At 41.3% G+C, this 26,206-nt stretch carries 25 protein-coding genes and 1 other annotated feature; of the genes, 7 read left to right on the top strand and 18 right to left on the bottom strand.

Annotated features, from left to right (window positions below):
- Positions 1-53: 53 nt before the first annotated feature.
- The 4 genes from ACJ7Z2_RS04090 to srmB all read right to left on the bottom strand — a co-directional run bounded on the left by ACJ7Z2_RS04090 (position 54) and on the right by srmB (position 5,356).
- Positions 54-1,700 (bottom strand): phosphoethanolamine transferase, encoded by a 1,647-nt coding sequence (locus ACJ7Z2_RS04090; protein ID WP_409500874.1) that lies wholly within the window; start codon positions 1,698-1,700, stop codon positions 54-56.
- A 146-nt stretch (positions 1,701-1,846) separates the two neighbouring features.
- On the bottom strand, positions 1,847-3,136 hold the full coding sequence (locus ACJ7Z2_RS04085; protein WP_409500873.1) for an ATP-binding protein: 1,290 nt from the start codon (positions 3,134-3,136) through the stop codon (positions 1,847-1,849).
- Positions 3,137-3,141: 5 nt separating this feature from the next.
- The gene (locus ACJ7Z2_RS04080) at positions 3,142-3,810 is read right to left on the bottom strand and encodes a response regulator (protein ID WP_409500872.1); all 669 of its coding nucleotides are present in this window, start codon (positions 3,808-3,810) and stop codon (positions 3,142-3,144) included.
- 211 nt (positions 3,811-4,021) lie between these two features.
- A complete protein-coding gene (srmB, locus tag ACJ7Z2_RS04075) occupies positions 4,022-5,356 on the bottom strand; it encodes an ATP-dependent RNA helicase SrmB (protein WP_409500871.1) in 1,335 nt (444 codons plus the stop codon).
- Positions 5,357-5,516: 160 nt separating this feature from the next.
- Here srmB and ACJ7Z2_RS04070 point away from each other — a divergent pair, with 160 nt between their 5' ends.
- Complete coding sequence (locus ACJ7Z2_RS04070; protein WP_409500870.1) at positions 5,517-5,780, top strand: GrxA family glutaredoxin; 264 nt, start codon at positions 5,517-5,519, stop codon at positions 5,778-5,780.
- Positions 5,781-5,830: 50 nt separating this feature from the next.
- On the opposite strand, the gene ACJ7Z2_RS04065 is transcribed toward ACJ7Z2_RS04070, so the two are convergent.
- From ACJ7Z2_RS04065 to ACJ7Z2_RS04040, 6 genes are all read right to left on the bottom strand, one after another.
- Positions 5,831-5,926 (bottom strand): methionine/alanine import family NSS transporter small subunit, encoded by a 96-nt coding sequence (locus tag ACJ7Z2_RS04065; RefSeq protein ID WP_409500869.1) that lies wholly within the window; start codon positions 5,924-5,926, stop codon positions 5,831-5,833.
- A gap of 2 nt (positions 5,927-5,928) precedes the next feature.
- A complete protein-coding gene (locus ACJ7Z2_RS04060) occupies positions 5,929-7,434 on the bottom strand; it encodes a sodium-dependent transporter (RefSeq protein WP_409500868.1) in 1,506 nt (501 codons plus the stop codon).
- Positions 7,435-7,769: 335 nt separating this feature from the next.
- Complete coding sequence (locus tag ACJ7Z2_RS04055; RefSeq protein ID WP_409500867.1) at positions 7,770-7,865, bottom strand: methionine/alanine import family NSS transporter small subunit; 96 nt, start codon at positions 7,863-7,865, stop codon at positions 7,770-7,772.
- Positions 7,865-9,373, bottom strand: a complete 1,509-nt coding sequence (locus ACJ7Z2_RS04050; protein ID WP_409500866.1) for a sodium-dependent transporter — start codon at positions 9,371-9,373, stop codon at positions 7,865-7,867. The genes ACJ7Z2_RS04055 and ACJ7Z2_RS04050 overlap by 1 nt, the downstream gene beginning before the upstream one ends.
- Before the next feature lie 320 nt (positions 9,374-9,693).
- Positions 9,694-10,983 carry an HlyC/CorC family transporter gene (locus tag ACJ7Z2_RS04045; protein ID WP_409500865.1) on the bottom strand — a complete coding sequence of 430 codons (1,290 nt, stop codon included), beginning with the start codon at positions 10,981-10,983 and terminating at the stop codon, positions 9,694-9,696.
- Positions 10,984-11,109: 126 nt separating this feature from the next.
- On the bottom strand, positions 11,110-11,907 hold the full coding sequence (locus ACJ7Z2_RS04040; RefSeq protein ID WP_409500864.1) for an inner membrane protein YpjD: 798 nt from the start codon (positions 11,905-11,907) through the stop codon (positions 11,110-11,112).
- Positions 11,908-12,123: 216 nt separating this feature from the next.
- On the opposite strand from ACJ7Z2_RS04040, the gene yceD reads away from it, so the two are divergent.
- The 3 genes from yceD to plsX are packed head-to-tail and all read left to right on the top strand — an operon-like array spanning position 12,124 to position 13,873.
- Complete coding sequence (yceD, locus tag ACJ7Z2_RS04035; protein ID WP_409500863.1) at positions 12,124-12,645, top strand: 23S rRNA accumulation protein YceD; 522 nt, start codon at positions 12,124-12,126, stop codon at positions 12,643-12,645.
- A gap of 16 nt (positions 12,646-12,661) precedes the next feature.
- Positions 12,662-12,832, top strand: coding sequence for a 50S ribosomal protein L32 (gene rpmF, locus ACJ7Z2_RS04030; protein WP_006251723.1), 171 nt, complete (start codon positions 12,662-12,664; stop codon positions 12,830-12,832).
- An 18-nt stretch (positions 12,833-12,850) separates the two neighbouring features.
- Positions 12,851-13,873 carry a phosphate acyltransferase PlsX gene (gene plsX / locus ACJ7Z2_RS04025; protein WP_409500862.1) on the top strand — a complete coding sequence of 341 codons (1,023 nt, stop codon included), beginning with the start codon at positions 12,851-12,853 and terminating at the stop codon, positions 13,871-13,873.
- Between the two features lie 94 nt (positions 13,874-13,967).
- On the opposite strand, the gene hisD is transcribed toward plsX, so the two are convergent.
- On the bottom strand, positions 13,968-15,251 hold the full coding sequence (gene hisD / locus ACJ7Z2_RS04020; protein ID WP_409500861.1) for a histidinol dehydrogenase: 1,284 nt from the start codon (positions 15,249-15,251) through the stop codon (positions 13,968-13,970).
- An 11-nt stretch (positions 15,252-15,262) separates the two neighbouring features.
- On the bottom strand, positions 15,263-16,162 hold the full coding sequence (hisG, locus tag ACJ7Z2_RS04015) for an ATP phosphoribosyltransferase (protein WP_409500860.1): 900 nt from the start codon (positions 16,160-16,162) through the stop codon (positions 15,263-15,265).
- Positions 16,163-16,189: 27 nt separating this feature from the next.
- Positions 16,190-16,315: a sequence feature (His leader region), on the bottom strand.
- A gap of 198 nt (positions 16,316-16,513) precedes the next feature.
- On the opposite strand from hisG, the gene ACJ7Z2_RS04010 reads away from it, so the two are divergent.
- On the top strand, positions 16,514-17,371 hold the full coding sequence (locus tag ACJ7Z2_RS04010) for a phosphoribosylaminoimidazolesuccinocarboxamide synthase (RefSeq protein ID WP_409500859.1): 858 nt from the start codon (positions 16,514-16,516) through the stop codon (positions 17,369-17,371).
- A 73-nt stretch (positions 17,372-17,444) separates the two neighbouring features.
- Here the strand turns inward: ACJ7Z2_RS04010 and ACJ7Z2_RS04005 are convergent, their stop codons facing one another.
- From ACJ7Z2_RS04005 to ilvC, 3 genes are all read right to left on the bottom strand, one after another.
- Positions 17,445-17,750 carry a nucleotidyltransferase family protein gene (locus tag ACJ7Z2_RS04005; protein ID WP_409500858.1) on the bottom strand — a complete coding sequence of 102 codons (306 nt, stop codon included), beginning with the start codon at positions 17,748-17,750 and terminating at the stop codon, positions 17,445-17,447.
- 1 nt (position 17,751) lies between these two features.
- The gene (locus ACJ7Z2_RS04000; RefSeq protein WP_409500857.1) at positions 17,752-18,180 is read right to left on the bottom strand and encodes a nucleotidyltransferase substrate binding protein; all 429 of its coding nucleotides are present in this window, start codon (positions 18,178-18,180) and stop codon (positions 17,752-17,754) included.
- A 76-nt stretch (positions 18,181-18,256) separates the two neighbouring features.
- Positions 18,257-19,738: a ketol-acid reductoisomerase gene (gene ilvC / locus ACJ7Z2_RS03995; protein ID WP_409500856.1), complete on the bottom strand. Its 1,482-nt coding sequence runs from the start codon at positions 19,736-19,738 to the stop codon at positions 18,257-18,259.
- A gap of 217 nt (positions 19,739-19,955) precedes the next feature.
- On the opposite strand from ilvC, the gene ACJ7Z2_RS03990 reads away from it, so the two are divergent.
- Entirely contained in the window at positions 19,956-21,191 is a 1,236-nt protein-coding gene (locus ACJ7Z2_RS03990; RefSeq protein WP_409500855.1) for a PqiA/YebS family transporter subunit, read from the top strand.
- Between the two features lie 47 nt (positions 21,192-21,238).
- Here ACJ7Z2_RS03990 and yccS read toward each other — a convergent pair whose 3' ends face one another.
- On the bottom strand, positions 21,239-23,431 hold the full coding sequence (gene yccS, locus ACJ7Z2_RS03985) for a YccS family putative transporter (RefSeq protein ID WP_409500854.1): 2,193 nt from the start codon (positions 23,429-23,431) through the stop codon (positions 21,239-21,241).
- A 43-nt stretch (positions 23,432-23,474) separates the two neighbouring features.
- Positions 23,475-23,933 carry a methylglyoxal synthase gene (locus ACJ7Z2_RS03980; protein WP_409500853.1) on the bottom strand — a complete coding sequence of 153 codons (459 nt, stop codon included), beginning with the start codon at positions 23,931-23,933 and terminating at the stop codon, positions 23,475-23,477.
- 125 nt (positions 23,934-24,058) lie between these two features.
- On the opposite strand from ACJ7Z2_RS03980, the gene thrC reads away from it, so the two are divergent.
- Positions 24,059-25,333 carry a threonine synthase gene (gene thrC / locus ACJ7Z2_RS03975; RefSeq protein WP_409500852.1) on the top strand — a complete coding sequence of 425 codons (1,275 nt, stop codon included), beginning with the start codon at positions 24,059-24,061 and terminating at the stop codon, positions 25,331-25,333.
- Between the two features lie 78 nt (positions 25,334-25,411).
- Here thrC and ACJ7Z2_RS03970 read toward each other — a convergent pair whose 3' ends face one another.
- Complete coding sequence (locus tag ACJ7Z2_RS03970; RefSeq protein ID WP_006251713.1) at positions 25,412-26,146, bottom strand: glutathione peroxidase; 735 nt, start codon at positions 26,144-26,146, stop codon at positions 25,412-25,414.
- Positions 26,147-26,206 lie beyond the last annotated feature (60 nt).

The raw sequence follows: 26,206 nt of genomic DNA, 5'->3' as shown, positions 1-26,206 counted from the left end.
TAAAAAATGCCTTTAACTCCTTACAAGTTAAAGGCATTTTTATTCTTCTATTACTAACGATGGCAACGCCCTAGTATGTCGAGTGATTTATCATAAACTGGTAAACTATGCTTGCTCATATCAATATCCATCAAACTAAACACCGTGTGGAAAACGTTATCATGCGAATAGGCTGCATCAGCATTTTGTTTTATACATTCTAGATCGAATGGTTCGTTTTGAGCCCACGATTTAGAAAACCACATCATCATAGGAACTTGAGTTTGTTCCCTTGGAGCAAGAGAGTATGGTGTACTATGCAAGTAAATGCCATTTTCGCCTAATGACTCACCGTGATCGGAAAAATAATACACTGCACTCTCCCAATCATTTCTCCCTTCCAGACGTTGAATAACTTGATCGAGAAATTTATCTAAATAGACAATACCGTTGTCATAGGTATTGACCAATTCTTCCCGACTACATTTGTTAATTTCGTTCGTGTCGCAAGTGGGGGTAAAAATGCGTTCATTTTCGGTATAACGTTCGTGGTAAGTTGGTCCGTGGCTGCCGATGGTATGCAACACAATCACCGTATCTTTATCCGGATTTTCAGCTAACGCTTTATCCAATTCTGGCAACATCACTTCGTCTAAACACTCGCCATTGGTACAAAGTGAAGAGGTATTGCCACTGAATGTATTGATTTCTTTAAGTCGATCCGCAACAGTTTTGCTGTCGCTATTATTTTCAATCCATACCACATTCACATCGGCACGGTTAAGAATATCGAGTAAATTATCCTGATTCTTTGCCGTCACTTCATCATACTGTTCACGAGTCATTGATGAAAATAAGCAGGGTACGGAAACTGCTGTCGATGTCCCGCAACTACTCACATTGCGAAAATTAATTAAATTATCACCGTTTGCAAGGCGAGCTGCCATTTTGGGTGTGGTTTGGCGTGCATAATCATTGAGTCCCCAGTTCATTGCTCGAGTCGTTTCTCCTAATACAATCACAGAAACGTGACGATAGCGGTCCGGCTTTTGTATTTTGGCATCCTCAGCCAAGGTAACAAAAGGGCGATTTTCCATTCGACTATGCTTGATTTTGCTCACACCCGCGGCGACAAAATTAGAGGGTACAATCAAGTGTGGTAAGTATTTGTTATTACGAAAAAACGAGGCATAATCTTGATAATACTGACAAGCAACGGCAAAAATGATCAATGCGGCGGCAAAAATTGTTACGACTCGCACGGAAATTTCTTTCAACCACCCTTGGTAACGAACTTTCACATTCAAATAAGCCAGTGCCGGCACAATACCTAGGAAGAAAATCCACGCAAGGTAGCGAGGTGTTAGCATCCGAATACTTTCAGCCATATTGGTTTGTAACACATTGGAAAGCATATCTCGATCAAAATAAACATTAAAAAAGAGCGAATTATAGCTTACCGCAGCACTTACGATGATCAATAACGGCACTATCACTTTATGAATGAAAGGTAAAGCCAGTATGTTCAATACAATGTTTAATACGGCAAAAAGTACCAAAGGTGTGGTATAAATAAAATAATCCGAATTTGTTCCGGTAAATTGATAAAGATTAAAGGTTTCTCGGAAAAAAGCTATATTAAGAACAATGGTAAAATAGAGAGAAACAAGGGCTATAAGGCTAATTTGAGATAAATGCCATTGAGGGTGTTTCAGTTTCATTGAATATCCTTTGTAAAAAAATAGGGAAATTTGACCGCTATGATCTGTCTTTTCTATGTGGATATTCTAAAACGCTAGAATTAGCGAAAAATTAGGAGAGATAAAAAATGGGAAGGCATTTTCTGATTATACCCTCCCACGTCTATTTAGGCTTGCAGATAAGATTTCCGGAGAAAAACTTTAACTAAAAGCCCTGTTGGAAATTGTCGGCTATCTTGTAATTCAATATAACCTCCATATCGTTTAGCGATATTTTCCGCAATGGCTAAACCCAGCCCCGAACCTTGCTGCTCTGAGCCAAGAATACGGTAGAAAGGTTCCAAAACCCGCTCTCGCATTTCCACCGGAATGCCGCTACCATTATCTTCCACACTGAAAATGACAAACTCATCATTTTCTTCACAAACTAAATCAATTTGGCTTTCTACGGGGGTATAGCGTAAAGCATTATCCGCCAAGGTTTTTACCAAAGTAAACATATCGATCTCTGCTGCATAAAAAGCTACTGTTTGCGTACCAACCACACCTATATCCTGATCTTTTTGCTGACTAATTGGCAACAAACTTTCAATGATTTGGCGGAATAAATGTTGTGAGTTAATTTGCGTTTTATGTAAAGTAACATTGCCGGCTTGGGCTTTCGCAAGAGAAAGTAATTGTTCAATTAAATGACGATTACGCTTAATACTTTGCTGAATTTGCTCAATTTGCACTCTTTGATCATCTGGTAGCTGTTGCCCTGAAAGACGTTCTGCCTGTAATGACAGTGCGGTCATTGGGCTACGCATTTCGTGAGCAGCATCTGCAATAAAACGTTGTTGTTGCTCAATCAAATGTTGGGTTCGAGCCAAAAGTTGATTAATCGCATTGGTGAAGCCTTGAATCTCAGTCGGAATATGTTGTGTATTGATTGGGGTAAGATCGAGATCTTGACGCTGTTCAATCTCCTCAGACACCTGCTGTACCGTTCGCATTTTGAAATGCACCAAAAAACCGATTGCCAGTAGGGTAAGCGGCAATAAAATAGCAAATGGCACGGTATTATCTAATGCAACATCCATCGCTAAATCAGTACGATAATGACTATTTTGTGCAACTAATACATAGCCATCGGCTTTCTTTTTCAAATAAAAGCGGTATAGATTGCCTTGATGTTCCGCATCATAAAAACCCGCTTGTTTGCCGCTCACATCAAAGATACTATTTGGACTCACCGAAGTTTGTACCAGTAATTGAATATTATCGTGGTCTAGATCAGTTGCAGAATAGCCCTTGGTCGGCTCAATATAATCCGCTACCTGCTTTAATATCTTATCTTGTAATTCATTGGTTTCTCGCCAAATATCCGAAAAGTTATAAGCAGCATTCAATAGTGCGGTCACAAATAGGAGAGCAGAAATGCCCCACATTAATTGTGATTTGATTGAATTTTTCATTTTTCCTATTCTTCCTTCGATACCAGCCAACCCACACCACGCACATTTTTAATATGGTTTTTACCAATTTTTTTACGAATAGAATGAATCAAGAAATCTATCGCATTGCTTTCTACCTCCTCTCCCCAACCATAGAGTTTATCTTCTAAATCCGCTCGAGAAAGGATAATACCTTGACGTAAAACCAATGCTTGTAAAACCGTAAATTCTTTATTAGTCAAAGCAACAATCTCATTTTGTCCGGCAATTTCAACTTGATACGTTTGCGGGTCAAGCGTTAAAACACCATTACTCGGTTTTGGCGTTGCCTGACCGCTATGACGGCGGATAACGGCTCGTATGCGGGCGTGTAATTCAGCCAAATCAAAAGGCTTGACTAAATAATCATCTGCACCACCGTCCAGCCCTGCCAAACGGCTATTAATATCATCTCGGGCAGTCATAATCACAATTGGCGTATTATTTTTCAGATTACGAACGTGCTGTAAAACCATTAACCCATCTTGCCCGGGCAATCCCAAATCCAGTAAAACCATATCGTAAGCTTGATCCCGCAAAGAGGTTTCAGCAACTTTGCCATTATTGACCCAATCTACCGCATAACCTACATCTTTTAAGCTGGCTTCTACTACTTTCGCAATCATTACATCATCTTCAACTAATAATATTCGCATATTTTCTTCTCCTAATTCGCCCATTATATGCCGAAAAAAAAGCTCAAACCAATAATCGGTTTGAGCCTCTAAAATTATGATGAAAAAAACATATCGGCTTAGCAGTTCCGATGACAAACATTCTAAATAAGAAAAATTAGCGAAGAATTAGCAAGCGGTTATTTTTGATGAATTTTTTGCAAAAAAATTCAGAAAATAACCGCTTGTATCATTACACTTGTTTAACCGCAGCCAATTCACTGCTTGGTTTACGCCGTTTACCGATATTTTTGGTATCTTTGTGGCGGACTTTTACTTTTGGTTTTGCCGCTTCTTTTTTCGCCTCTTTTTTCTTCTTAATGCGTGCTTTTTCTTTCTTGCTGGTCACATTTAACTCGCCATCTTTCGGGGCTTTAGTGCGAGGCTCTAAGCCCTCGATAATACGAGGTTTTAGTACTTCTTCGGTGTAACGTTTAATTTTGCCGAGTAATTTATAATCGTGAGCTTCCACTAACGAAATTGCAGAGCCTTTTTTGCCGGCACGGGCGGTACGCCCAATACGGTGCAAGTAAGTATCCGCACTATAAGGCAAATCGTAGTTCAGTACGAAATCAATATCGTCTATATCAATGCCTCGAGCCGCCACATCGGTTGCGACCAATACATTTACGACACCTTCTTTTAAACGGCTAATAGCTTGGTTACGTTGGGATTGAGCCATTTCGCCTTCAAGATAAGTAGAACGAATTCCCCGTTTACGCAAGGTTTCGCTGAGTTCTCGCACATCTTCTCGGCGGCGAACAAACACTATCGCTCTTTCCACCGAAAATTCACTAATGATACGAGCCAATAATTTGGTTTTATGCTCTACGTTATCGGCGTGGTAATACCATTGCTGAATTTTTTTACGCTCACGGCGACTTGGTTCGGCATCAACCTTGATTGGGTCATTTAATAATCGCTCTGCAAAATCCTCTAATAACTCGCCCTCGAGGGTCGCTGAAAATAACCAAGTATGCTTACGCCAACGGGTTTCTGCCGCAATTTTTTCCGCATCTTGACCGAAGCCCATTTGCAGCATTCTGTCCGCTTCATCAAAAATCAGCACTTCTACCGCTCGGCAGTCAAAATTTTCCTCTTTAATGTATTGCATTAAACGCCCTGGGGTGGCGACCACAATATCTTGATTTTTATTGAAGACTTCGCCGTGATTTTGATATGCCACACCACCGGTAATAGTTGCAATGCTTAACTGGGTAAATTTAGCAAGTGCTTGGGCTTGCTCCGCCACCTGCATTGCCAGCTCTCGGGTTGGGGTGAGAATTAAAATGCGAGGTGCTCCCGGTTTGCGGCGAGGGTAATCTAATAAATGCTGAATTGCCGGCAGTAAAAAAGCGGCGGTTTTGCCGGTACCGGTGGGGGCGGAACCGAGTAGATCACGCCCTTCTAACGCAGCCGGAATCGTGGCTTGCTGAATCGTAGTTGGGCGGCTATAGCCTTTTTGTGCTAAGGCTTTGAGTAGTTGAGGGCTTAAATCAAGTTCCTCAAACGTCATTAATTGGGTCATCTTTATTTCTCTATTTGTAAATTTGTGCCAGTATATCACATTAACCGCTTGTCGTGACGGTGAAGAAATTTATCCTAAAATCGTGAAAAAATTGTTACACTTACACAGAGCCGTTTAACGGACAATTCGCTCACTTTTACTTTTATAGAAGGAACATTATATGTTTGTTGAAATTTATGGACGTTTATCTTGCCCATATTGTGTGCGTGCAAAAACATTAGCCGAGAAAATGAAAAAAGAATTAAGCGATTTTGACTTCAAATTTATTGATATGATCGCTGAAAATATTTCAAAGCAAGACTTAGAGCCTCGTGTAGGTAAACCGGTTGCAACTGTGCCACAAATTTTTGTGGATAATAACCACGTTGGCGGTTGCACCGATTTCCAAGCCTTTGTGGAAGAGAAGTTTGGGATTACCGTATAACCAAAAGCCCGCTAACAAGCGGGCTTTTTTATGCAGAAATTTGTAAATTATTAATCTTCTTTCGGCAGTCGTTTAATCGCAAAAATCAAACCGCCCCAGATGATCGCCATTGCCACCACCATTGTAATGATTGCTGTTGTACTCATTGTTATTCTCCTTTTGGTTCATTTTTCCACGCCATTTTCGACAGCAAATACGCTACCACCACTAATCCAATCGCCATTCCCCAGCCGAAGGTGTTTACAAACCAGCTTGGGTAGCCTTCGTAACCTTCACGGTAAACTTTGCTGATTTCGCTAAACAGCATAAACGCCAGTACGCCAGAGGTAATAACTACGCATAAACGCCAAACAAAGCCTACTTTAGACGAAGAAGTTTCGTTTAGATGTACTTCAAGAGTGCTGAGTTTTTCATTGGTTACAATCGCAATCAAGGAAACAAATGCTACAGCAACAATACCGAATTGGTTTACGAATTTATCCATTACATCAAGCATTGGTAAGCCGGTGGTAGTACCAAATAGTAATACGGAAACAATCATCATCGGAATACCAACTAACAAGGTAGCTTTTACACGACCTGCATTAAGCTTGTCTTGTACCGCTGAAATAATTACTTCAATTACCGAGATGAATGACGTTAATGCAGCAAAAGTCAGTGAGCCGAAGAATAATACGCCTACTAACGCTCCCATCGGTGCTTGGTTAATAATGGTTGGGAAAGCGAAGAAAGCTAAGCCGATACCGCCTTTTGCTACTTCATTGACTTCTTGCCCCGCAGCGGTTGCCATAAAGCCGAGTGCGGCGAAAACCCCAATACCGGCAAGTAACTCAAAGCTACTGTTAGCAAAGCCTACCACTAACCCAGAGCCGGTTAAATCTGTCTCTTTTTTCAGATATGATGCGTAGGTAATCATAATCCCGAAGCAGATAGAGAGTGAGAAGAAAATTTGCCCGTAAGCGGCAATCCAAACACTCGGGTCAGCCAATTTTTCCCAGTTTGGGGTAAAGAGTGCATCTAAGCCTTTTGCTGCACCCGGTAGGGTCAATGAGTAGCCGACCAGTACTAAGAACATCACAAGCAAGAGCGGCATTAGTAGGTTTGAAGCGGCAGAAATCCCTTTTTTGATCCCCATTGCTAACACAGCAATCGCCACTAGCCAAACGGCAATTAATGGGCCGGTTACCATACCGACAAACTCAAAGCTCACGCCGTTAGCAATATCGCCCATTTTTAAGAACTCACCGATAAAGAAATCAACCGGTTTATCGCCCCAGGCTCCGTTGAGTGAGAAGTAGGTGTAGCTTGCCGCCCAGCCAAGGACCACCGCATAATAAAGCCCGATGATCACGTTAATCAGTACTTGCCACCAGCCGAAAGTTTCAAATTTCGGGCTGAAACGGCGGAAGGAAAGCGGTGCACCACCACGGTATTTATGCCCGATAGCATAATCTAAAAACAACAGTGGTAAGCCGGCGGTTAAAAGTGCAATGATGTAAGGCACAATAAATGCACCGCCACCGTTTTCATAAGTGGTATAAGGGAAACGCCAGATGTTTCCAAGCCCGACTGCCGAGCCGATGGCAGCCATAATAAATGCACCACGTCCGGAGAACGTTTCTCGCTTCAGGGTGCTTGATGATGAATTAGACATGGTAAATACCTCGAAAATATAAATAGAGAAATAAATTCTAAAAGGATTAAATATGGTTTATTCACATTTAATGTTTGGAATATGCCTAAATTAACTTAGAAAGTAAAGCGAAAAAATCTAAAAAAATCACTAATATAAGCAAAATCACAACATTAAAATCCAAAATTTAAATTTAATAAAGCATAAAATTCCAAATAAATTTTATTTATAGATAAAAATAATTCAAGCCATATAGTTTATTAGCATAATTATTTTTATGCAAAAAAACATAGAAAAGACCGCCTGCAAGCGGTCTTTTCTAAGCAGAAATTTGCAAAATCGTTGCTCTCTCGCTATTACTCTTCTTTCGGCAAACGTTTAATCGCAAAAATTAAACCACCCCAGATAATTGCCATAGCGATTACCATCGTAATCATTGCAGTAGTACTCATTATTTCTCTCCTTTTGGTTCGTTGTGCCACGCCAGTTTTGACAGTAGGTAAGCGATGATAATTGTAGCAATGGTAATACCCCAGCCGAAGCTGTTTACAAACCAGCTTGGGTAGCCTTCGTAACCTTCACGTAACACTTTGGCAATTTCGCTAAACAACATAAACGCTAAGATAGCCGATGTGCCGATTAAGCATAACCGCCAGATGAAACCGACTTTGAATGAAGAAATTTCGTTTAAATAATCCCCCAACATACCTAATTTTTTATTGCTTGCAATTAGGACTAACCCTAAAAATGCAACTGAGACGATACTGAAATTGTTAACAAATTTATCCATTACGTCTAGCACAGGTAATCCGGTAGTCGTGCCAAACAAACAGACCGAAATCACCATTAACGGAATACTAACCAATAAGGTTGCTTTTACACGAGGCATCTGTAGCTTATCTTGTAATGAAGCGATTACTACTTCAATCGTTGAAATAAAAGAGGTAAACGCAGCAAAAGTGAGTGAACCAAAGAACAATACACCGAGTAAGGCACTAAATGGTGCTTGGTTAATGATAGTTGGAAATGCAAAGAACGCTAAGCCGATACCGCCTTTTGCCACTTCATTGACTTCTTGCCCTGCGGCAGTTGCCATAAAGCCGAGTGCGGCAAACACACCAATACCGGCAAGTAATTCAAAGCTACTGTTAGCAAAGCCGACTACTAAGCCGGAGCCGGTTAAATCGGTTTTTTTATTCAGGTAAGATGCGTAAGTTACCATAATCCCGAAGCCAACAGAGAGTGAGAAGAAAATTTGCCCATAAGCGGCAATCCACACGCTTGGGTCAGCCAATTTTTCCCAATTTGGTGTAAATAACGCATCTAAGCCTTTTGTCGCCCCCGGTAAGGTAAGAGCGTAGATTACCAGTATAGTAAAGGTAACAATTAATAGTGGCATTAACACTTTTGACGCACCGGCCAAGCCTTTTTTCACTCCCATGGATAACACCACAATTGCAATCAACCAGACTGCAATCAGCGGGCCGGTAACCGCAGCAACGAAGTCAAAACTCAGTCCGTTGGTAATATCGCCCATTTTTAAAAATTCACCCACGAAGAAATCGACCGGTTTCTCACCCCAAGTACCGTTGATTGAGAAATAGGTATAAGTCGCTGCCCAGCCAAGTACCACCGCATAGTAAATTGCGATCAGTAGATTGATGATCATATGCCACCAGCCTAGCGGCTCAAATTTCGTGTTTAAACGGCGGTAGGAAAGCGGTGCTGCCCCTCGGTGTTTATGCCCGATAGCATAATCTAAGAACAGCAGAGGGATACCCGCGGTTAATAGTGCGATGATATAAGGAACGATAAATGCACCACCGCCATTTTCGTAGGTAGTATAAGGGAAACGCCAGATGTTTCCTAAACCAACAGCTGAGCCGATGGCTGTCATAATAAAGGCACTACGACCGGCAAATGCCTCCCTTTGCGGTGAAGTGGAAGATGAATTAGACATGAGATGTACCTCAAATTTATAAATTTTGTATTGAAAAATGAATCTGATTAAATGCGAACAATCGCATTTGGAGAGCGGAATATGAAGAAATTCAAATAGAATGTAAAGCAGGAAAAGCAAATAAAATTAATAGGAAATAGCCTTATTTAATATATAAAAACCTAAAAATCAGACAAAACCAAAATAAAAAACCAAATATCAACTCAGCTCTAGTTAAATAAAAGTGAAACATAAAATAAGCCAGCATAATTATTTTAGGCTAAATTCAGTTAAAAAATAACACACTATGAATCATAGTGTGTTATGCAGGTATATTTGAATTAGGCAGATGCTTGCTCTTTTTCTGTTTGCGGTGAAAGGTGTTCTACTTTTGCTTGTTTCACCATATTCTCACTGACTTCTAAGATGGTTACTTTTAAATTGTAGAGTTCAAATTCCATACCTTCATCAGGGATTTTTTCTAAATGCTCTAAAATCAGCCCATTGAAAGTTCTGGCTTCCTCAAGCGGTAAATCCCAATCAAATAGTTTGTTCAGATCACGCAGGTTAGCTGAGCCTTCAATAATCACCGTACCGTCTGACTGCTGCTGGACTTCTTGCTCAAGGGTTGGAGCCGATGAGGTGGTAAACTCGCCCACAATCTCTTCTAAAATATCTTCAAGAGTGACTAAACCTTTAATATCGCCATACTCATCAACTACTAAACCGATTCGCTCTTTATTCGCTTTAAAGTTCATTAATTGTGTCGTTAGTGGTGTGCCTTCAGGAATAAAATAAACTTCATCGGTTGCACGCACCAGCATCTCTTTGGTAAATTCATTTTTTTCCAGCATCAAACGAAAGGCTTCACGTATCCGTAAAATACCGACAATGTTATTATCAATATCGCCTTTGTAGATGATCACTCGAGCGTGAGGGGCGTGATTAAGCTGACGCATAATCGCTTTCCAGTCATCATCAATATCAATGCCACTGATGTCATTGCGTGGCACCATAATGTCATCAACCGTCACTTTTTCCATATCTAAAATAGACACCAACATTTCACGGTGTTCGGCAGGAATAAATTTACCGGCATCAAGCACTACACTACGCAGCTCTTCGGAGCTTAATCCTTGTTTATCTTTTTGTTGAATCCTTAATAATTTCATCAGCCCGGCAATAATCAGATTCATTAAAAATACAATCGGGCTAAGTAATTTTTTAAGTGGGGTTAAAATAAAACTGGCGAAGAATCCCACTTTTTCAGGGTAAATTGCCGCCACGGTTTTAGGTAAGATTTCTGAGAAAACCAGCATCACAAAGGTTAGCAAACCCGTTGCAATCGCCACACCGGCTTCACCGGATAACTGCATACCAATCATCGTTGCAATTGCTGAGGCGGCAATGTTGACTAAGTTATTACAAATTAAGATAAGGCTAAGCAGCACATCGGTGCGTGCCAAGAGTTTTTCCGCCAGTTTTGCTCCTTTATGCCCTTGCTCGGCAAGGTGACGCATTTTGTAGCGGTTTAAAGACATCAAGCCGGTTTCCGAGCCTGAAAAAAATGCAGAGAGTACTAAAAGAATAGCTAAGGTAATAAATAAACTACTCAGGGGAATACTGTCCAAAATAAAATTCCTATGTGAATTAATCATAAAAGGTAGTAACACTAAAAGCGTTGTCACTACCTCACGTTGTAGGCAACCGACTGATGCCTTGCAAAAAATTTTGCTTTTTTGACCGCTTGTAAGACATTAATTGACGATCAAACGACTACCGAAATAGCCAATGGTGAGCAGTATCATACCCGAAATTGAATAAATAAGCACCCGTTTCCCACGCCAACGCAATTTCCATTGACCAAGTAGTTGAATATTGTAAACAATCCAAGCTAAAAACGAGAAAATCGCTTTGTGAATATGTTCAGGCTCAAAAAAGTTATGCAAATAAACCACGCCGGAAAACAACGTTAGCGTCAACATTGCTTGAGCAGCTAAGGTTAGCGTAAAGAAATGGCGTTCAACCGACATTAACGGCGGCAAAATCGAACAAAAGACCATTTTTTTGCTTTTTAGTTTGCGATCCAACCACTTTAATTGAAACGCGTAAATTAAGGCTAAGAAAAATAACGCATACGAGAATAACGCAATTCCTAAATGGAATAACAAACCTGCATTTTGCTCTAAATGCCGAATAAAATTCCCTTGCACAAAACTTGCAACCGCCACGCTACAAATGGCGAACGAGTACACAATAATTAAAGGAAACCAGACTGTTTTCCATTTCAGCAAAGCAAAAGTTACGCAAGCTGCCATAATAAAGCTCATTAATGAGACCACATTGGTTAGCGTAAAATTCTGTCCTTCAATTAAAAATAATTCATCATATAACACAGAGAAATGAAGAATGATTGCCATTAGCCCTAATGCAAATACTAATGTAATATTGGGTTTTTTATTGGCGGTTGTGGCACTTTCTAAATTCACCAAAGTAGGGGCAACCCAAAGCAGCGTTAAAGCGTAAGCAACAATGGATAGAAGAGGAAGTAACATATTGTCTCGAATCTCGTCAAATAAGAATAACTATCAGAATTTTAATCAAAAGTAACAGTTTTAGCTAGTTTTTGCTGTGGCTAGATCAAAAATTATCCTAAAAAAATGTGCATTTTACCTTAAATTGAAATTCGGATTTTAACGGCAGGATTATCTCGCTGAAAACAATAATTTTCCTTTGACTAATTTGCTTTCTATCTGTAATATGCACACCCTATGCAAAAGGTAAAACTACCCCTTACAATTGACCCTTACAAAGACGCTCAGCGTCGCGTAGATTATGAAGGCTACATTTCAGGTAATCTTCTAACACGCTTGGGTGAATTAGTATGTAATGTGCATGATGCACAAGTTACTCTCTCGTTATATGTCGATCCGCAACGCTTGACTGTGATTAAAGGCACGGCCAAAGTGGATGTGGAACTTGATTGCCAACGATGTGGTGACCCGTTTACACAAACGCTCGACTGTTCATTTGTTTTCAGTCCGGTGTCTAACATGGATCAGGCGGACATCTTGCCCGAAATTTATGAACCTATCGAAGTAAACGAGTTCGGTGAAGTAAATTTACTAGATATGATTGAAGATGAATTTATTCTTGAATTACCTCTAGTCCCGATGCATAGTGAAGAACACTGTGAAGTGTCCGTGAGTGAACAGGTATTTGGCGAATTGCCAGAAGAACTGGCACAAAAACCAAACCCGTTCGCAGTATTAGCTAATTTAAAGAAAAACTAGATCTAGGAGAAAGCCCGTGGCTGTTCAACAAAATAAGAAATCTCGTTCACGTCGTGATATGCGTCGTTCACACGATGCATTAACAACTGCAGCAGTTTCAGTAGATAAAACCAGTGGTGAAACTCACTTTCGCCACCACGTAACTGCAGACGGTTACTACCGTGGTCGTAAAGTAATCAACAAGTAATTCCTTTCGAGGTTTATCTTGGTTGATATCACTCTTGCAGTAGATGTGATGGGCGGGGACTTTGGTCCCCGTGTTACTATTCCTGCACTACAAAAAGCCTTAAAACAAAATCCAAGCCTCTCTTTTTTATTATTTGGCGATGAACACCAAATAACCCCTTTATTACAAAAACACACACTACTCAACCACCCGAAAATCCAACTTCATCATACCGAACAAGTGATTGAAGCTGATGTTCCGTTCACTACTGCCATCCGACAAAGTAAAAACAGCTCTATGCGGTTAGCAATTGAGGCAGTAAAAGAGGGCAAAGCACAAGGTTGTGTCAGTGGTGGTAACACCGGAGCGTTAATGGGGCTGGCAAAATTATTGATTGAGCCATTACCGAATATTGAACGCCCTGCACTCACTTCGCTAATTCCTACCCTAAACGGCAAATCCAGCGTAATGTTAGATTTAGGGGCAAATATTGAAGTAAGCAACCACCAGCTACAACAATTTGCCGAAATGGGAAATTTGTTTGCCCAAGTAATGCTTAATTTGGTTTACCCTCGCCTGTCTTTATTAAACATTGGTACGGAAGAAAATAAAGGCACAGCACAACTTCAGGCGGTGCATCAACTGCTGAAAAACAGACAAGACTTAAATTACATCGGCTTTATTGAAAGCGATAAATTAACCAGCTATCTCACCGATGTGATTATTTGCGATGGCTACACCGGTAATATCGCGTTAAAAGCGTTAGAAGGGGCGGCTAAAAACATTATTGCTCTGTTTAAAAAAGAGAAAGCCGATTCCAATATTTGTCGTAAAACCAAAGGTTACTTACTGAAAGCGATGTTCTACCGTTATTACCGCAAATTGCAACAAATTAACCCAGACCGCCATAACGGTGCGACCTTGCTCGGCTTATCTAAAGTGGTTGTGAAAAGCCACGGCGGAGCAAACACCAATGCCTTTTATTACGCCATTGATTATGCGGTGCAACAAATTCAAAGCGACATTCCAAATAAAATCCTAGAGGGTTTAACCCAAAAATAAGCGAACTCAACTGTTCGCTTATTTTCATTTCTTGTTTCTTAAAGACACAAGCGGTCAAATTTGCAAAAAAATTTACCAATTCAACCGCTTGTATTTAGCCTTTTAATTTTGCCACTCGTAAACTAACCGCATTGCGGTGTGCATCTAACAATTCTGCACTTGCCATTCGTTCCACCGTTTCAGCTAAGGCTAGAAAGCCTTGTGGTGTTAGTTCCTGCACCGTCATTCGCTTGCTAAAATCAGCTAAACCTAAGCTCGAATAGGTTTTAGTGTAGCCGTAAGTCGGTAAAACGTGGTTGGTGCCGCTGGCATAATCCCCCATACTTTCCGGCGAATACGCCCCTAAGAAAATCGAGCCGGCATTATCTAAATCCGCTAACAGTGAGCGGGCATTTTCAGTTTGCACAATTAAATGCTCGGGCGCATATTTATTACTAATTTCGACCGCTTGTTGCAAGTTTTCCGCAATAAAAGTACGGCTGTGAGCCAATGCTTTACGAGCCGTTTCAGCACGAGGCAGAACCGCCACCTGCTTTTCTAATTCTTCATCGACTGCTTTTGCCAAGCTCTCACTTGGCGTGACTAAAATCACTTGAGAATCAGCCCCGTGTTCCGCTTGAGAGAGCAAGTCACTCGCCACAAATGCAGGGTCAGCAAACTCATCGGCAATCACCAGCACTTCAGACGGGCCTGCCGGCATATCAATCGCCGTGCCTTCTTGCACAACTTGGCGTTTTGCCTCCGTCACAAACGCATTGCCTGGGCCGAAAATTTTATCTACTTTCGTCACTGTTTGCGTACCATTTGCCATCGCAATAATCGCTTGAGCCCCGCCCACCGCATAAATCGTTTCTACCCCGCACAAATTGGCAGTGTAGAGAATTTCATCGGCAATCGGCGGTGGCGAGCAAAGCACAATCTTCTTACAACCGGCAATTTTTGCCGGCACTGCAAGCATTAACACAGTAGAGAAAAGTGGAGCTGAACCGCCCGGAATATAAAGCCCTACAGCATTAATTGGGCGAGTGATGACTTGGCAACGCACCCCGGGTTGAGTTTCAATATCCACCTCTTGATTTTGCTGTGCCTTGTGGAAAGCCTCGATATTGGCTTTCGCATTTTGAATCGCTTGCTTAAGCTCTGGTGAAATGCGGCTCTGTGCTTGCTGAATCTGCTGTTCTGATACAACTAAGCTCTCTAATTTCACTTTATCGAACTTTTCTGCCAGTTCAAATAATGCCTTATCACCGTTGGCAATTACATTCGCTTTAATTTCATTAACTGCTGCTTTAATACTCTCGCCAACCACCTGTGCCGGACGGGCAAGATATTGCTGCTGCTCAGTTTCTGTTAAATTGTTCCAAATTAGGGTTTGCATATTTATTCCTTTTACGCCAACATTTTCTCAATCGGTAAAACCAATACGGAACTTGCACCCATTTCTTTTAGCTGCTCCATTGTTTCCCAGAACAGGTTTTCTTGGCTGACAACGTGCATTGCTACACGGGTTTGATCGTTGGCAAGCGGTAAAATGGTTGGATTTTCCACACCGGGTAATAAAGCGGTAATTTCCGCCAGTTTGTCTTTGGGGGCGTGAAGCATAATATACTTAGATTCGTTCGCCTGTTGCACACCTTGAATACGGGTTAATAATTTATCCACTAACGCTTGTTTTTCCGCTGAAAGCGGCTCTTGGCGTTGAATGAGACAAGCGGTTGAACGGTAAATCACTTCAACCTCTTTTAAGCCATTTGCTTCCAACGTTGCACCTGAAGAAACCAAATCACAAATCGCATTCGCGATTCCGGCACTTGGAGCAACTTCAACCGAACCGGTGAGCAAAATGCTTTTGAACGGCACATTTTGCTCTTTCATATAGCGTTTTAATAGATTAGGGTAAGAGGTGGCAATCACAGCCTCTTCTAAATCTTTGATATTGTTATAATTTTTATCACGATCAATAGCTAACGATAAGCGGCAACCGCCAAAATCGAGCTGACGGAGTTTTTTATAGGCAACTTTCTCACCGGTGCTTAATCGCCCCAGTTCCTCTTCTTCCAATACATTCTCACCGATAATCCCGAGATCGACCACGCCGTCAAAAACTAAGCCCGGAATGTCATCATCACGCACCCGCAAAATTTCAATCGGCATATTTTCGGAATAGGCAATCAGGCGTTGGTCGTTCCAAATAATTTTCACACCACATTGTTTGAGCAACTCACTGCATTCTTGGCTTAAGCGACCTTTTTTCTGCATCGCAATTCTTAATCGATTTTGTGTTGTCATTGTGTTTCCTTTTTTATTTTGTTTTATAACGAAAAACCCTCTCGGAGTAACTTCCGAGAGGGCTAAATTTATGCTGCGTTTGCGTACTCGGAAGTATTATCTTCCGCACATACCAAATGCCCGAAAGATTATTCAGGTAAATGATGATGGTAATGAGTACGACTAAATGCCATTGTGCGATTCTCCAAAATGAATTAGCTTGAAAGATACGCCTAAAACGAGCAGTTGACAAGCCTTTTAATAAAAAATTTTGTTATTTTTTCTATTACTCAACAATTTATCGCAAACGTTTGCGTAAAGCGGTATAATTTGCCCGATTTTTTGCAAATTGAACAAAGTAGGAATGAAACTATGCAAATCAGCCTCAAAAAAATCTATTCCGGCAAAGTCCGTGATCTCTACGAAATTGATGAAAAACGTATGCTAATGGTTGCGACCGATCGTTTATCTGCCTTTGATGTAATTTTAGACGATCCCATTCCGCATAAAGGTGAAATCTTAACTCAAATTTCTAACTTCTGGTTCAACAAATTAGCTCATATTATGCCAAACCATTTCACCGGAGACAGCGTATTTGACGTGCTACCGAAAGAAGAAGCAGAAGCCATCCAACACCGTGCGGTAGTGTGTAAACGCTTAACGCCGGTGAAAATTGAATCTATCGTGCGGGGTTATTTAACCGGCTCGGGGCTGAAAGACTACCAACAAACCGGCACGATCTGCGGCTTAACATTACCGGAAGGCTTGGTTGAGGCGAGCAAATTACCACAGCCGATCTTCACACCGTCGAGCAAAGCCGAGGTGGGAGATCACGATATTAATATCAGCTACGAAGAGTGTGAACGCCAGATCGGTAAAGAACTTGCCGCCAAAGTGCGTGATGCTGCCCTAAAACTCTACACTGAAGCGGCAAACTACGCTCTGACCAAAGGCATTATTATTTGTGACACCAAATTTGAATTCGGCTTAGATGAAAACGGGGAATTAACCCTAATGGACGAAGTGCTAACTCCGGATTCCAGCCGTTTTTGGTCGGTTGAAACCTACCAAGAAGGGACAAATCCCCCTTCATTTGACAAACAATTCGTGCGTGACTGGCTGAAAAACAGCGGTTGGAACAAACAAGCCCCTGCCCCGAAAGTGCCGGCAGAGATAATTGAAAAAACCGTAGCCAAATATCAAGAAGCGTTGGATTTATTAACGAAATAAGGCAACAAGCGGTTTAATTTACGCTATTTTTTGCAAAACAAAAACCTGTAAGTGTTAGCTTACAGGTTTTCTATTATTGAATCACAATATATTTTTTCTGAATAATTTGCCGAAATTCTTCGCTGGTACTAGCCCAATCAATAATATCCACTTTCCAAACTAAATCCGATTCAGAAAAAGCCTCTTTCAAATTATCTCGCTCTAAAAAAGTCAAAGGCGTTTCGGTCATAATAGCCAGATCTAAATCAGAATATGGGCGAGATGTACCTTTTACCCGTGAGCCAAACGCCCAAACCGGACAATTTGGGACAAATTGTTGCAAAATAGATTTTACGATTGTCAATTCTTCAGGCTGAATATCAAGCTCGGTGTTACTCATTCTAATTTCTCAAACGAAGTTGCTCTACTAAAAAACGGCTATATTCAAGAAAATCCCCAATCTGGCTATAAACCGCCATTGCTTTGTCTTGATTATAAGTGTGGGAAGTAATATTTCGCATATCTCGGAATGTTACCCATTTTGCCATATCATCAATCAAGCCTGATTTTAACGCATCTCTCAAAATATCTTTAAAACTATAAGCACCTAGCTCATCAAAACTTGCAGCCTCTTGTTGAAGCTGTCTTTTAATCATTTTTAGGCTTAACTCATAAACAAATTCAAACTTTTGGATAGCTCCTGCAATAAGTGTATCTTGCACAATGGGAAGTTGCTGTTCAAACCATTGAAGATCGGAAAGTTGATGAATTGTCTGTTCTAACGATTGAAAAGCATCTTCTAAAACTTGAGTACTAAGCTGTTCAGACATTTAAGCCTCCACAAAAAACAAAAGTGCGGTTATTCTACCGCACTTTTGCAAAATTTTGTGTAAATCTGACCGCTTGTTAGCCTTGCGAAGAGATACGTTTCATATCTGTCATATAACCACGTAGTTCTTGACCGATTAACTCGATTGGGTGGTTACGGATTGCATCATTCACATCACGTAAGGTAACGTTGTCGATTTCTACTGCCGGAGTTGGTTCGCCTAAATCGCCTTTCTCTAACGTTGGGATAATTTTCTCCGCTAAAATCGGAGTTGCCACGTGAGAGAATAAGTAGTTACCATATTCTGCAGTATCTGAAATTACCACGTTCATTTCGTATAAACGTTTACGGGCAATTGTGTTTGCGATTAACGGTAACTCGTGTAGAGACTCGTAGTAAGCCGATTCTTCATAAATACCGGCTGAAACCATTGTATCGAACGCTAATTCAACCCCAGCTTTCACCATTGCAACCATTAACACGCCATTATCAAAGTATTCTTGCTCAGAGATTTTGATACCTTCTGCTTGTGGTGCGTTTTCAAATGCAGTTTTACCTGTCTCTTCACGCCATTTTAATAAGTTGGCATCGCCATTTGCCCAGTCTGCCATCATAGTTGATGAGAACTCACCACTGATGATATCGTCCATATGTTTTTCAAATAAGAACGCTAATTCTTCTTTGATTTGCTCAGAAAGCTCAAACGCACGCAATTTAGCACTGTTAGATAAGCGATCCATCATTAAGGTGATACCGCCTTGTTTTAAGGCTTCGGTAATGGTTTCCCAACCGTATTGGATCAATTTACCTGCGTAAGCCGGATCTTTACCTTCCGCCACTAATTTATCGTAGCACACAATTGAACCTGCTTGTAACATACCGCAAAGAATGGTTTGTTCGCCCATTAAGTCAGATTTCACTTCTGCCACGAATGAAGATTCTAATACGCCGGCACGGTCACCACCGGTAGCACTCGCCCACGCTTTCGCAATGGCTAAGCCTTCACCTTTAGGGTCATTTTCAGGGTGAACGGCAATTAAGGTTGGCACACCAAAACCACGTTTGTACTCTTCACGCACTTCCGTGCCCGGGCATTTCGGAGCAGTCATCACAACCGTTAAATCCGGACGAATTTGCTCACCTTCTTCAACAATGTTGAAACCGTGTGAATAACCAAATGCTGCACCCTGTTTCATTAACGGCATTACATCGGCAACCACTTTTGAGTGTTGTTTGTCCGGCGTTAAGTTAATCACTAAATCTGCTGTTGGAATTAATTGCTCATAAGTACCCACTACAAAGCCGTTTTCAGAAGCACGTTTAAATGAAGCACGTTTTTCAGCAATTGCTTCGGCACGCAAAGCGTAAGCAATATCTAAGCCTGAATCACGCATATTTAAACCTTGGTTTAAACCTTGAGCCCCGCAGCCGACAATCACGATTTTTTTGCCTTTTAAGAAATTGCAGCCGTCTGCAAATTCATTACGATTCATAAAGCGGCAACGACCTAATTGGTCTAATTTTTGACGTAAATTTAACGTGTTGAAATAGTTAGCCATTTTTAATCCTTTTTTATTAAGAAGTTAATATGATGTTTTGTTTGCACATTGTGCGAATTTATGTTGATTATACATCAAACCCATATTGCGTAAATTGAAAATATTAATATTTAATATTGCATAAAATGCAACTTGTAAAAATTTACTTAAATTTAACCGCTTGCAATCTCAGCAATAAAGTAGAAAATAACTACCTAATTTGACAGAAGATTGAAAAATGAAAATAAACAAAATCATTCTACAAAGCTGTAGCGAATGTGGGCAACAGGTGCGACTGCCACTCACGTCAAACGGCAATGCCGTTTGCCCGGTATGTAATAATATATTACGCAAAAGCAATACATGGAGCTTGCACCGCAGTGCTTTTCTGGCATTAGCCATCTTAATTTTGCTCCCCTTTGCACTGAGTTTTCCCCTAATGAGCATTGACTTACTCGGTATCAAAATTAATGCTACCGTGTGGGACGGTATTTGGAAAATGGCAACCGAAGGCTATCCTTATACTGCTTTTATGGTGCTAGTCTGTGCGGTAATAATGCCGATTGCATTCGTATTGCTGATTTTAACCATTCAGCTACAACGTATTATTCGCCAACGCCCCCGTTACACTCTAATTTTCTTAACTAAAATAAAAGAATGGGTAATGCTTGATGTCTATTTAGTTGCCCTCGCAGTAGCTGCTTTTAAAATTCGAGATTATGCCGATCTACAATTTGATGTAAATCTAATCGCCTTTGTGTTAGTAACGATCTTAAACACCTTACTTTTTATTAAAACCGAGCCCAAACAGGCTTGGGAAAGGTTTTATCCTGAATACCACGCCTTGCCATTTGATCACCCAAGCAATCCAACCCTTTGCCCAACCTGTGAATATTGCTTTGATGAAACCATCTTAGATTTAAAAGGCAGACAACGCTGTCCTCGTTGTGAAAGCAATTTATCAATTTCCGATAACGTTAAAATCCAACGAGTATGGGCTTGCTTAATTGCCGGCACGATTATGATGATTCCGGCAAATATTTTCCCGATTTCTACAACTGAATTAGCAGGGCAGGTTTCGGCAGATTCATTAATGTCGGGGGTCATTCTATTTATGGAAATGGGAAGCTATACCGTGGCAGCGATTGTGTTTATCGCTAGTATTGCGGTGCCGGTGAGCAAAATTACCATTATTTTTTATCTCTTGCTGGCGATTCATTACAAATGGAAACACTCAATTCATTGGCAAATGAAACTACTGCACTACGTCCATTTTGTCGGACGCTGGTCAATGCTGGATTTATTCGTGTTATCGCTAATGATGTCGCTACTCGAACGAGGGCAGATTCTCAGTTTCTCGGTAGGGGAAGCCGCTTTCTATTTTGGTGCAGCGGTTTTCTTAACGATGTTTGCCTCTGCAAATTTAGATGCCAGAATGTTATGGAAGATTCATTACGATCATAAACGCAAATAGACTCACTAATTAATAAATGGTAGGACGGGTTTATACCCGTCCTTATTTCATCTATTGCCGCAGGTAGATTTCAGCAAGCTCTGCATCTGCGGTAACAACTGCACTATCAGCCTCAGTTGTTGTATCAACACTAAGGCAAGATCATTTTGTTTTTGCTGATTTTCCTGCTCAAACTGGGCGAGCTCTTGGTCGATAGCGGTCAATTTTTCCGATAATTTTGCAAATGAACGGCTCTCTGAGGCGATTTGCTCGATGATGTTTGCCACCTCTCTGGCGTGAGAGAAGAACATTGCGGAAAAATCTACTTGCTGATTAATCTCTCGGCTGGCAATGCGGTAAGCCCCTAAAGTGGAAATATAGCCCAGCAAGGTGTAAGCAATACCTAACAATTTTGGGGCGAAGGTTAAATCGTTCGCATATTTCTGTGGTTCGCTGTACATATTGGTAACCGCATTACTCAGTGCCGATAAATGGTTATGCACATCACGGCGGGCAATACGGTAAGGCAGTTGCTCGTTATAACCAAACTGCAACTGGGCGATAATATGGCGTAAATATTGCCCGCTGGCTTTCAAGCCATTATGTAAGTTACGTTGTAAATTTAAATACTTCCAATCCGGCCATAAGAATGCCACTGCCAGCCACGCAATCGCTGTACCTAGTAAGGTATCAAGCATTCGCATTAAGATGCCGCTTTCAAGGCTCACGCCTGCAATATCAAGGCTTATCATTACCAACACAGTGATATAAAAGGTTGAAAAGCCATAATGTACCAAGCGGAAAAAGGTATAGAGCGAACCGGTCAGTACGATTAGCCCAAGCTGGGCTTCGAGGCTGAGCGCCACGTTAAACAGTTCAAAAGAGCCACCAACCAGCACGCCAAAAATCGTGCCGATTACACGCTGAATCAGTCGGGTCTTGGTGGCGGTGTAATTCGGTTGGCAGACAAAAATGGCGGTGAGTAAAATCCAGTAGCCTTTGCTGTCAAAGCCTAAAATCGGCACAATCGCACTGCACAACAGCACCACTATCGACAGCCGAACGGCGTGGCGAAACAGTTGGGATTCAAAGGTTAAATGGGCTTTAATCGCTTGGCTGATATTGCTTAAGCCGGTAATATTTTCAGCGATCAAGCGGTGAGATTTAGTGAAATTTTTGCTTAACGGTTCAATATGCTCACCACTGCTTGTACCTTGTTCAATCTGAGCTAATTGCCGCTCAATATTGCCTAAATTTTCTGCAATGGCACGCCAGCGATAGGCACTTTTCAAGCCCCTTTCTTGGTGATAACTTAATGAGTTAAGTAACCCCTGCAAGGCTTTTTCGCCACGCATACCGTGTTCATATACTTCCCTATGGCGTAACGACATCGCAATTTTTTGACACGCCGCCGCCTGTAATTCCAGTACCCGTTGAAAGCGAAACATTAAATCACTGTTGCTTAATTGTTGAAACAGCTCGTGATATTGATAATGGCTGGAGCTTGCCCGCTCTAAAATATCTTGAGCGGTGAAATAGTAACGCAGCATTCGCTGTGTCCGTTGCTGCTTGTGCTGACGTCTTAGGCGGTAGAATAGGGCGACTCTGGTTTTATCAAAAGCAGCCATCACCTCGCTATTGGCTTTCGCCAAAGCTAACTGCTTCTCGGCTAAATCGTCATCATCAGGGTCAAAATAGGCAGATTTCGCCAGTAAATAATGGCTCAACGCAAGGTAGGCAGACGCTAAATTCTCCTGCACGGTTCGATTCGGGAAAATCAGGTACACCAAAATACCGACCAAGCCATAGAGTAAGGTGCCGAGTAAGATCATCATCACATTGTGATACCACAATACTTCGGGCGTATAAGTCAGGCTGTTATAAACCGCCACAATCAGCGTGCCAAACGCAATGGTGCTATAGCGTTGCCCGATTGCCCCTAACATTACCAGCAAAAAGGTGCAAACCACCGCCACCGGCACAAATAGCCAGCCAAGGTAGAGCGAGACACTCGCTCCAATCGAGGAAAGCGAGAACGCCACTAGGCTAATAATCAGATTTTTCGCTCGTCCGATTAGGCTGTTGTCTAAATCCACCAAACCGCCGGCGATAATACCTAACATCAACGGCATCGCAAAATCAGAAATACCGAGCTGCCAAATGCTGACCGCCGCAATGTTTAGCGAAATAAACATCGGCAGGGTTTTAATTACATTTTCCGAAAGCCAACTGTGTTGTAGATATCTTAAAAATTTATTCATATTTGCTCATTTCGGGTAGGCACAGAACCTGCCCCTACCTACACTACCCCAAACGTTCTGCCAAATAGCCATCATAATCTGGCACATTCACGCTGATTGCTTGATGAAACAAATCCGCATTTAACAGAAAATTGGCAGTGGTTTCGTTAATCGCCACCGGAATATTCCAGACGGTCGCAATCCGCATTAGAGCTTTCACATCAGGATCATGCGGAGCGGCATTCATCGGATCCCAAAAGAATACCAGCAGATCAATTTTCTTTTCTGCGATCAGCCCGCCTAATTGTTGATCGCCCCCCATCGGGCCGCTTAACAGCGAGGTAATTTCAAGCCCCGTTTCTCGGGCGAGCAAATGCCCGGTAGTGCCGGTGGCATATAGCTTATGCGAAGCAAGTTGGGCTTGATGAGTTTGTGTCCAACGAATTAAATCTTGTTTACAGCTATCGTGAGCCACTAAGGCAATCTGTTTTTGTTTTGCGATGGTTCTGACGGTGGTTTTCATTTTTAGCTCCTTTGCAAAATTTTTCACAAATCATACCGCTTATTTTTCGCTTTTGCATTGACTAATCACGGCTTATGGCTAAAATCAGGTAAAAATTCGCATTTTAAAACAAAGGATTAACCGCAATGAACTTATACAACATCAAACACCCTGAAGAACAAGTCAATTTCGCCCAAGCGGTACGCCAAGGCTTAGGCAAAAATCAGGGGCTATTTTTCCCTGAGGTGTTACCTAAATTAGATAACATTGATGAATTATTGGATTTACCTCTGGTTGAACGCAGCCAAAAAATTCTTTCAGCCTTAATCGGCGAAGAGTTACCGCAAGAAACCTTAAATGCAATGGTAAAAAATGCGTTCACTTTCCCGGCACCACTTGCCAAAGTCAATGATGATATTTATGCGTTAGAACTATTTCACGGCCCGACTTTAGCCTTCAAAGATTTTGGTGGGCGTTTTATGGCTCAAGCCTTAGCCAATGTGCGAGGCGATGGCAAAATTACTATTTTAACTGCTACCTCAGGTGACACCGGTGCGGCGGTGGCTCACGCTTTCTATGGTTTGGAAAATATCAACGTGGTTATTCTTTACCCGAAAGGCAAAATCAGCCCGTTACAAGAAAAATTATTCTGTACTTTAGGCGGTAATATTCGCACTGTTGCGATCGAATCCGACTTTGATGCTTGCCAAGCCTTAGTGAAACAAGCCTTTGACGATGCCGAGCTACGCCAAGCGATTGGTTTAAATTCAGCAAATTCCATCAACATTAGCCGTTTACTGGCTCAAATTTGCTACTACTTTGAGGCAGTTGCTCAGTTACCAAAAGAAAAACGAGACAACGTGGTGGTTTCAGTACCAAGCGGTAACTTCGGTAACTTAACTGCTGGCCTAATTGCAAAAACATTAGGTTTACCGATTAAACGTTTTATTGCCTCAACCAATGCCAATGACACCGTGCCACGCTATTTACAATCAGGCAAATGGGAACCAAACGCGACCGTTGCAACCCTTTCTAATGCAATGGACGTAAGCCGCCCGAACAACTGGCCACGAGTTGAAGAATTATTTAAACGCAATGGCTGGAATTTGTCCGAATTGGGTTCTGCCGCATTAAACGATGCCGAAACCGAAGCGGCTTTGAAAGCTCAATATGCGGAAGGTTATCTGTGTGAACCACACGGCGCTATTGCTTACCAAAGCTTAAAAGATCAGCTACAACAAGGCGAAACAGGTATTTTCTTATGCACCGCTCACCCGGCAAAATTCAAAGAGTCGGTAGAACGCATTTTAGCGATTGAATTGCCGTTACCGGAAGCATTAGATAAGCACAACAAACTGCCACTATTATCCGATGAAATGGCGGCTGATTTTGCAACATTGCGTGCCTATTTGTTGAAATAAATATTCAATAATAGAAAAGGGATTAAGTATTAAACTTAATCCCTCTTTTTATGCATTACAAGCGGTTATATTTGCCTATTATTTTGCAAAATAAGCAGCTAACTCATCACTACCACCAATATGTTTACCGCCGATAAATACTTGTGGAACAGAGGTTTTACCTGTAATTGCTCGTACAGAAATCGTGCTTGCATCACGACCTAACACAATCTCCTCAAAAGTATAGCCTTGCTCTTTTAATAATGCTTTTGCTTTTGCACAGAACGGGCAACCCGGTTTAGTGATAATCGAAACAGACTCTTTAGCTGTCCAATTTGGACTTAAATATTTAATCATTGTATCGGCATCTGATACTTTAAACGGATCACCCGGTTCTTGTGGCTCAATAAACATTTTTTCCACAATACCGTTTTTCACCAGCATCGAATAACGCCAAGAACGTTTACCAAACCCAAGGTCATTTTTATCAACTAATAGCCCCATACCTTCTGTGAACTCACCATTACCATCAGGAATAACAGTAATATTTTCAGATTCTTGATCTGCTTTCCAAGCGTTCATTACAAAGGTATCATTAACTGACATACAGATGATATCATCTACCCCTAATGCCTTAAATTCACAAGCTAATTCATTATAGCGAGGCAAATGTGTTGATGAACAAGTCGGTGTAAATGCTCCGGGTAATGAAAACACAACTACCGTTTTGTTATTAAATAACTCATCGGTTGTGACATCAACCCAAGCATCGTTTTGACGTGTACGAAATGTTACACTGGGTACTTTCTGACCCGTCATATCTTTAAAAGACATATTAATGTTCTCCTATAGAATTATATATTATAAAAATCTTAGGCATTGTACTCACAAATA

This window comes from Mannheimia glucosida, assembly GCF_046267875.1.
GTDB lineage: Bacteria > Pseudomonadota > Gammaproteobacteria > Enterobacterales > Pasteurellaceae > Mannheimia > Mannheimia glucosida.
The sequence above is the reverse complement of the archived record's forward strand: the minus strand, read 5'-3'. Positions and strand labels throughout refer to the sequence as shown.

Excerpts from the sequence above, each read along its gene's own strand:
- ACJ7Z2_RS04090 (WP_409500874.1), bottom strand. The coding sequence starts at position 1,700 with ATGAAACTGAAACACCCTCAATGGCATTTATCTCAAATTAGCCTTATA.
- ACJ7Z2_RS04085 (WP_409500873.1), bottom strand. The coding sequence starts at position 3,136 with ATGAAAAATTCAATCAAATCACAATTAATGTGGGGCATTTCTGCTCTC.
- ACJ7Z2_RS04080 (WP_409500872.1), bottom strand. The coding sequence starts at position 3,810 with ATGCGAATATTATTAGTTGAAGATGATGTAATGATTGCGAAAGTAGTA.
- srmB (WP_409500871.1), bottom strand. The coding sequence starts at position 5,356 with ATGACCCAATTAATGACGTTTGAGGAACTTGATTTAAGCCCTCAACTA.
- ACJ7Z2_RS04070 (WP_409500870.1), top strand. The coding sequence starts at position 5,517 with ATGTTTGTTGAAATTTATGGACGTTTATCTTGCCCATATTGTGTGCGT.
- ACJ7Z2_RS04065 (WP_409500869.1), bottom strand. The coding sequence starts at position 5,926 with ATGAGTACAACAGCAATCATTACAATGGTGGTGGCAATGGCGATCATC.
- ACJ7Z2_RS04060 (WP_409500868.1), bottom strand. The coding sequence starts at position 7,434 with ATGTCTAATTCATCATCAAGCACCCTGAAGCGAGAAACGTTCTCCGGA.
- ACJ7Z2_RS04055 (WP_409500867.1), bottom strand. The coding sequence starts at position 7,865 with ATGAGTACTACTGCAATGATTACGATGGTAATCGCTATGGCAATTATC.
- ACJ7Z2_RS04050 (WP_409500866.1), bottom strand. The coding sequence starts at position 9,373 with ATGTCTAATTCATCTTCCACTTCACCGCAAAGGGAGGCATTTGCCGGT.
- ACJ7Z2_RS04040 (WP_409500864.1), bottom strand. The coding sequence starts at position 11,907 with ATGTTACTTCCTCTTCTATCCATTGTTGCTTACGCTTTAACGCTGCTT.
- yceD (WP_409500863.1), top strand. The coding sequence starts at position 12,124 with ATGCAAAAGGTAAAACTACCCCTTACAATTGACCCTTACAAAGACGCT.
- hisD (WP_409500861.1), bottom strand. The coding sequence starts at position 15,251 with ATGCAAACCCTAATTTGGAACAATTTAACAGAAACTGAGCAGCAGCAA.
- hisG (WP_409500860.1), bottom strand. The coding sequence starts at position 16,162 with ATGACAACACAAAATCGATTAAGAATTGCGATGCAGAAAAAAGGTCGC.
- ACJ7Z2_RS04010 (WP_409500859.1), top strand. The coding sequence starts at position 16,514 with ATGCAAATCAGCCTCAAAAAAATCTATTCCGGCAAAGTCCGTGATCTC.
- ACJ7Z2_RS04005 (WP_409500858.1), bottom strand. The coding sequence starts at position 17,750 with ATGAGTAACACCGAGCTTGATATTCAGCCTGAAGAATTGACAATCGTA.
- ACJ7Z2_RS04000 (WP_409500857.1), bottom strand. The coding sequence starts at position 18,180 with ATGTCTGAACAGCTTAGTACTCAAGTTTTAGAAGATGCTTTTCAATCG.
- ilvC (WP_409500856.1), bottom strand. The coding sequence starts at position 19,738 with ATGGCTAACTATTTCAACACGTTAAATTTACGTCAAAAATTAGACCAA.
- ACJ7Z2_RS03990 (WP_409500855.1), top strand. The coding sequence starts at position 19,956 with ATGAAAATAAACAAAATCATTCTACAAAGCTGTAGCGAATGTGGGCAA.
- yccS (WP_409500854.1), bottom strand. The coding sequence starts at position 23,431 with ATGAATAAATTTTTAAGATATCTACAACACAGTTGGCTTTCGGAAAAT.
- ACJ7Z2_RS03980 (WP_409500853.1), bottom strand. The coding sequence starts at position 23,933 with ATGAAAACCACCGTCAGAACCATCGCAAAACAAAAACAGATTGCCTTA.
- thrC (WP_409500852.1), top strand. The coding sequence starts at position 24,059 with ATGAACTTATACAACATCAAACACCCTGAAGAACAAGTCAATTTCGCC.
- ACJ7Z2_RS03970 (WP_006251713.1), bottom strand. The coding sequence starts at position 26,146 with ATGTCTTTTAAAGATATGACGGGTCAGAAAGTACCCAGTGTAACATTT.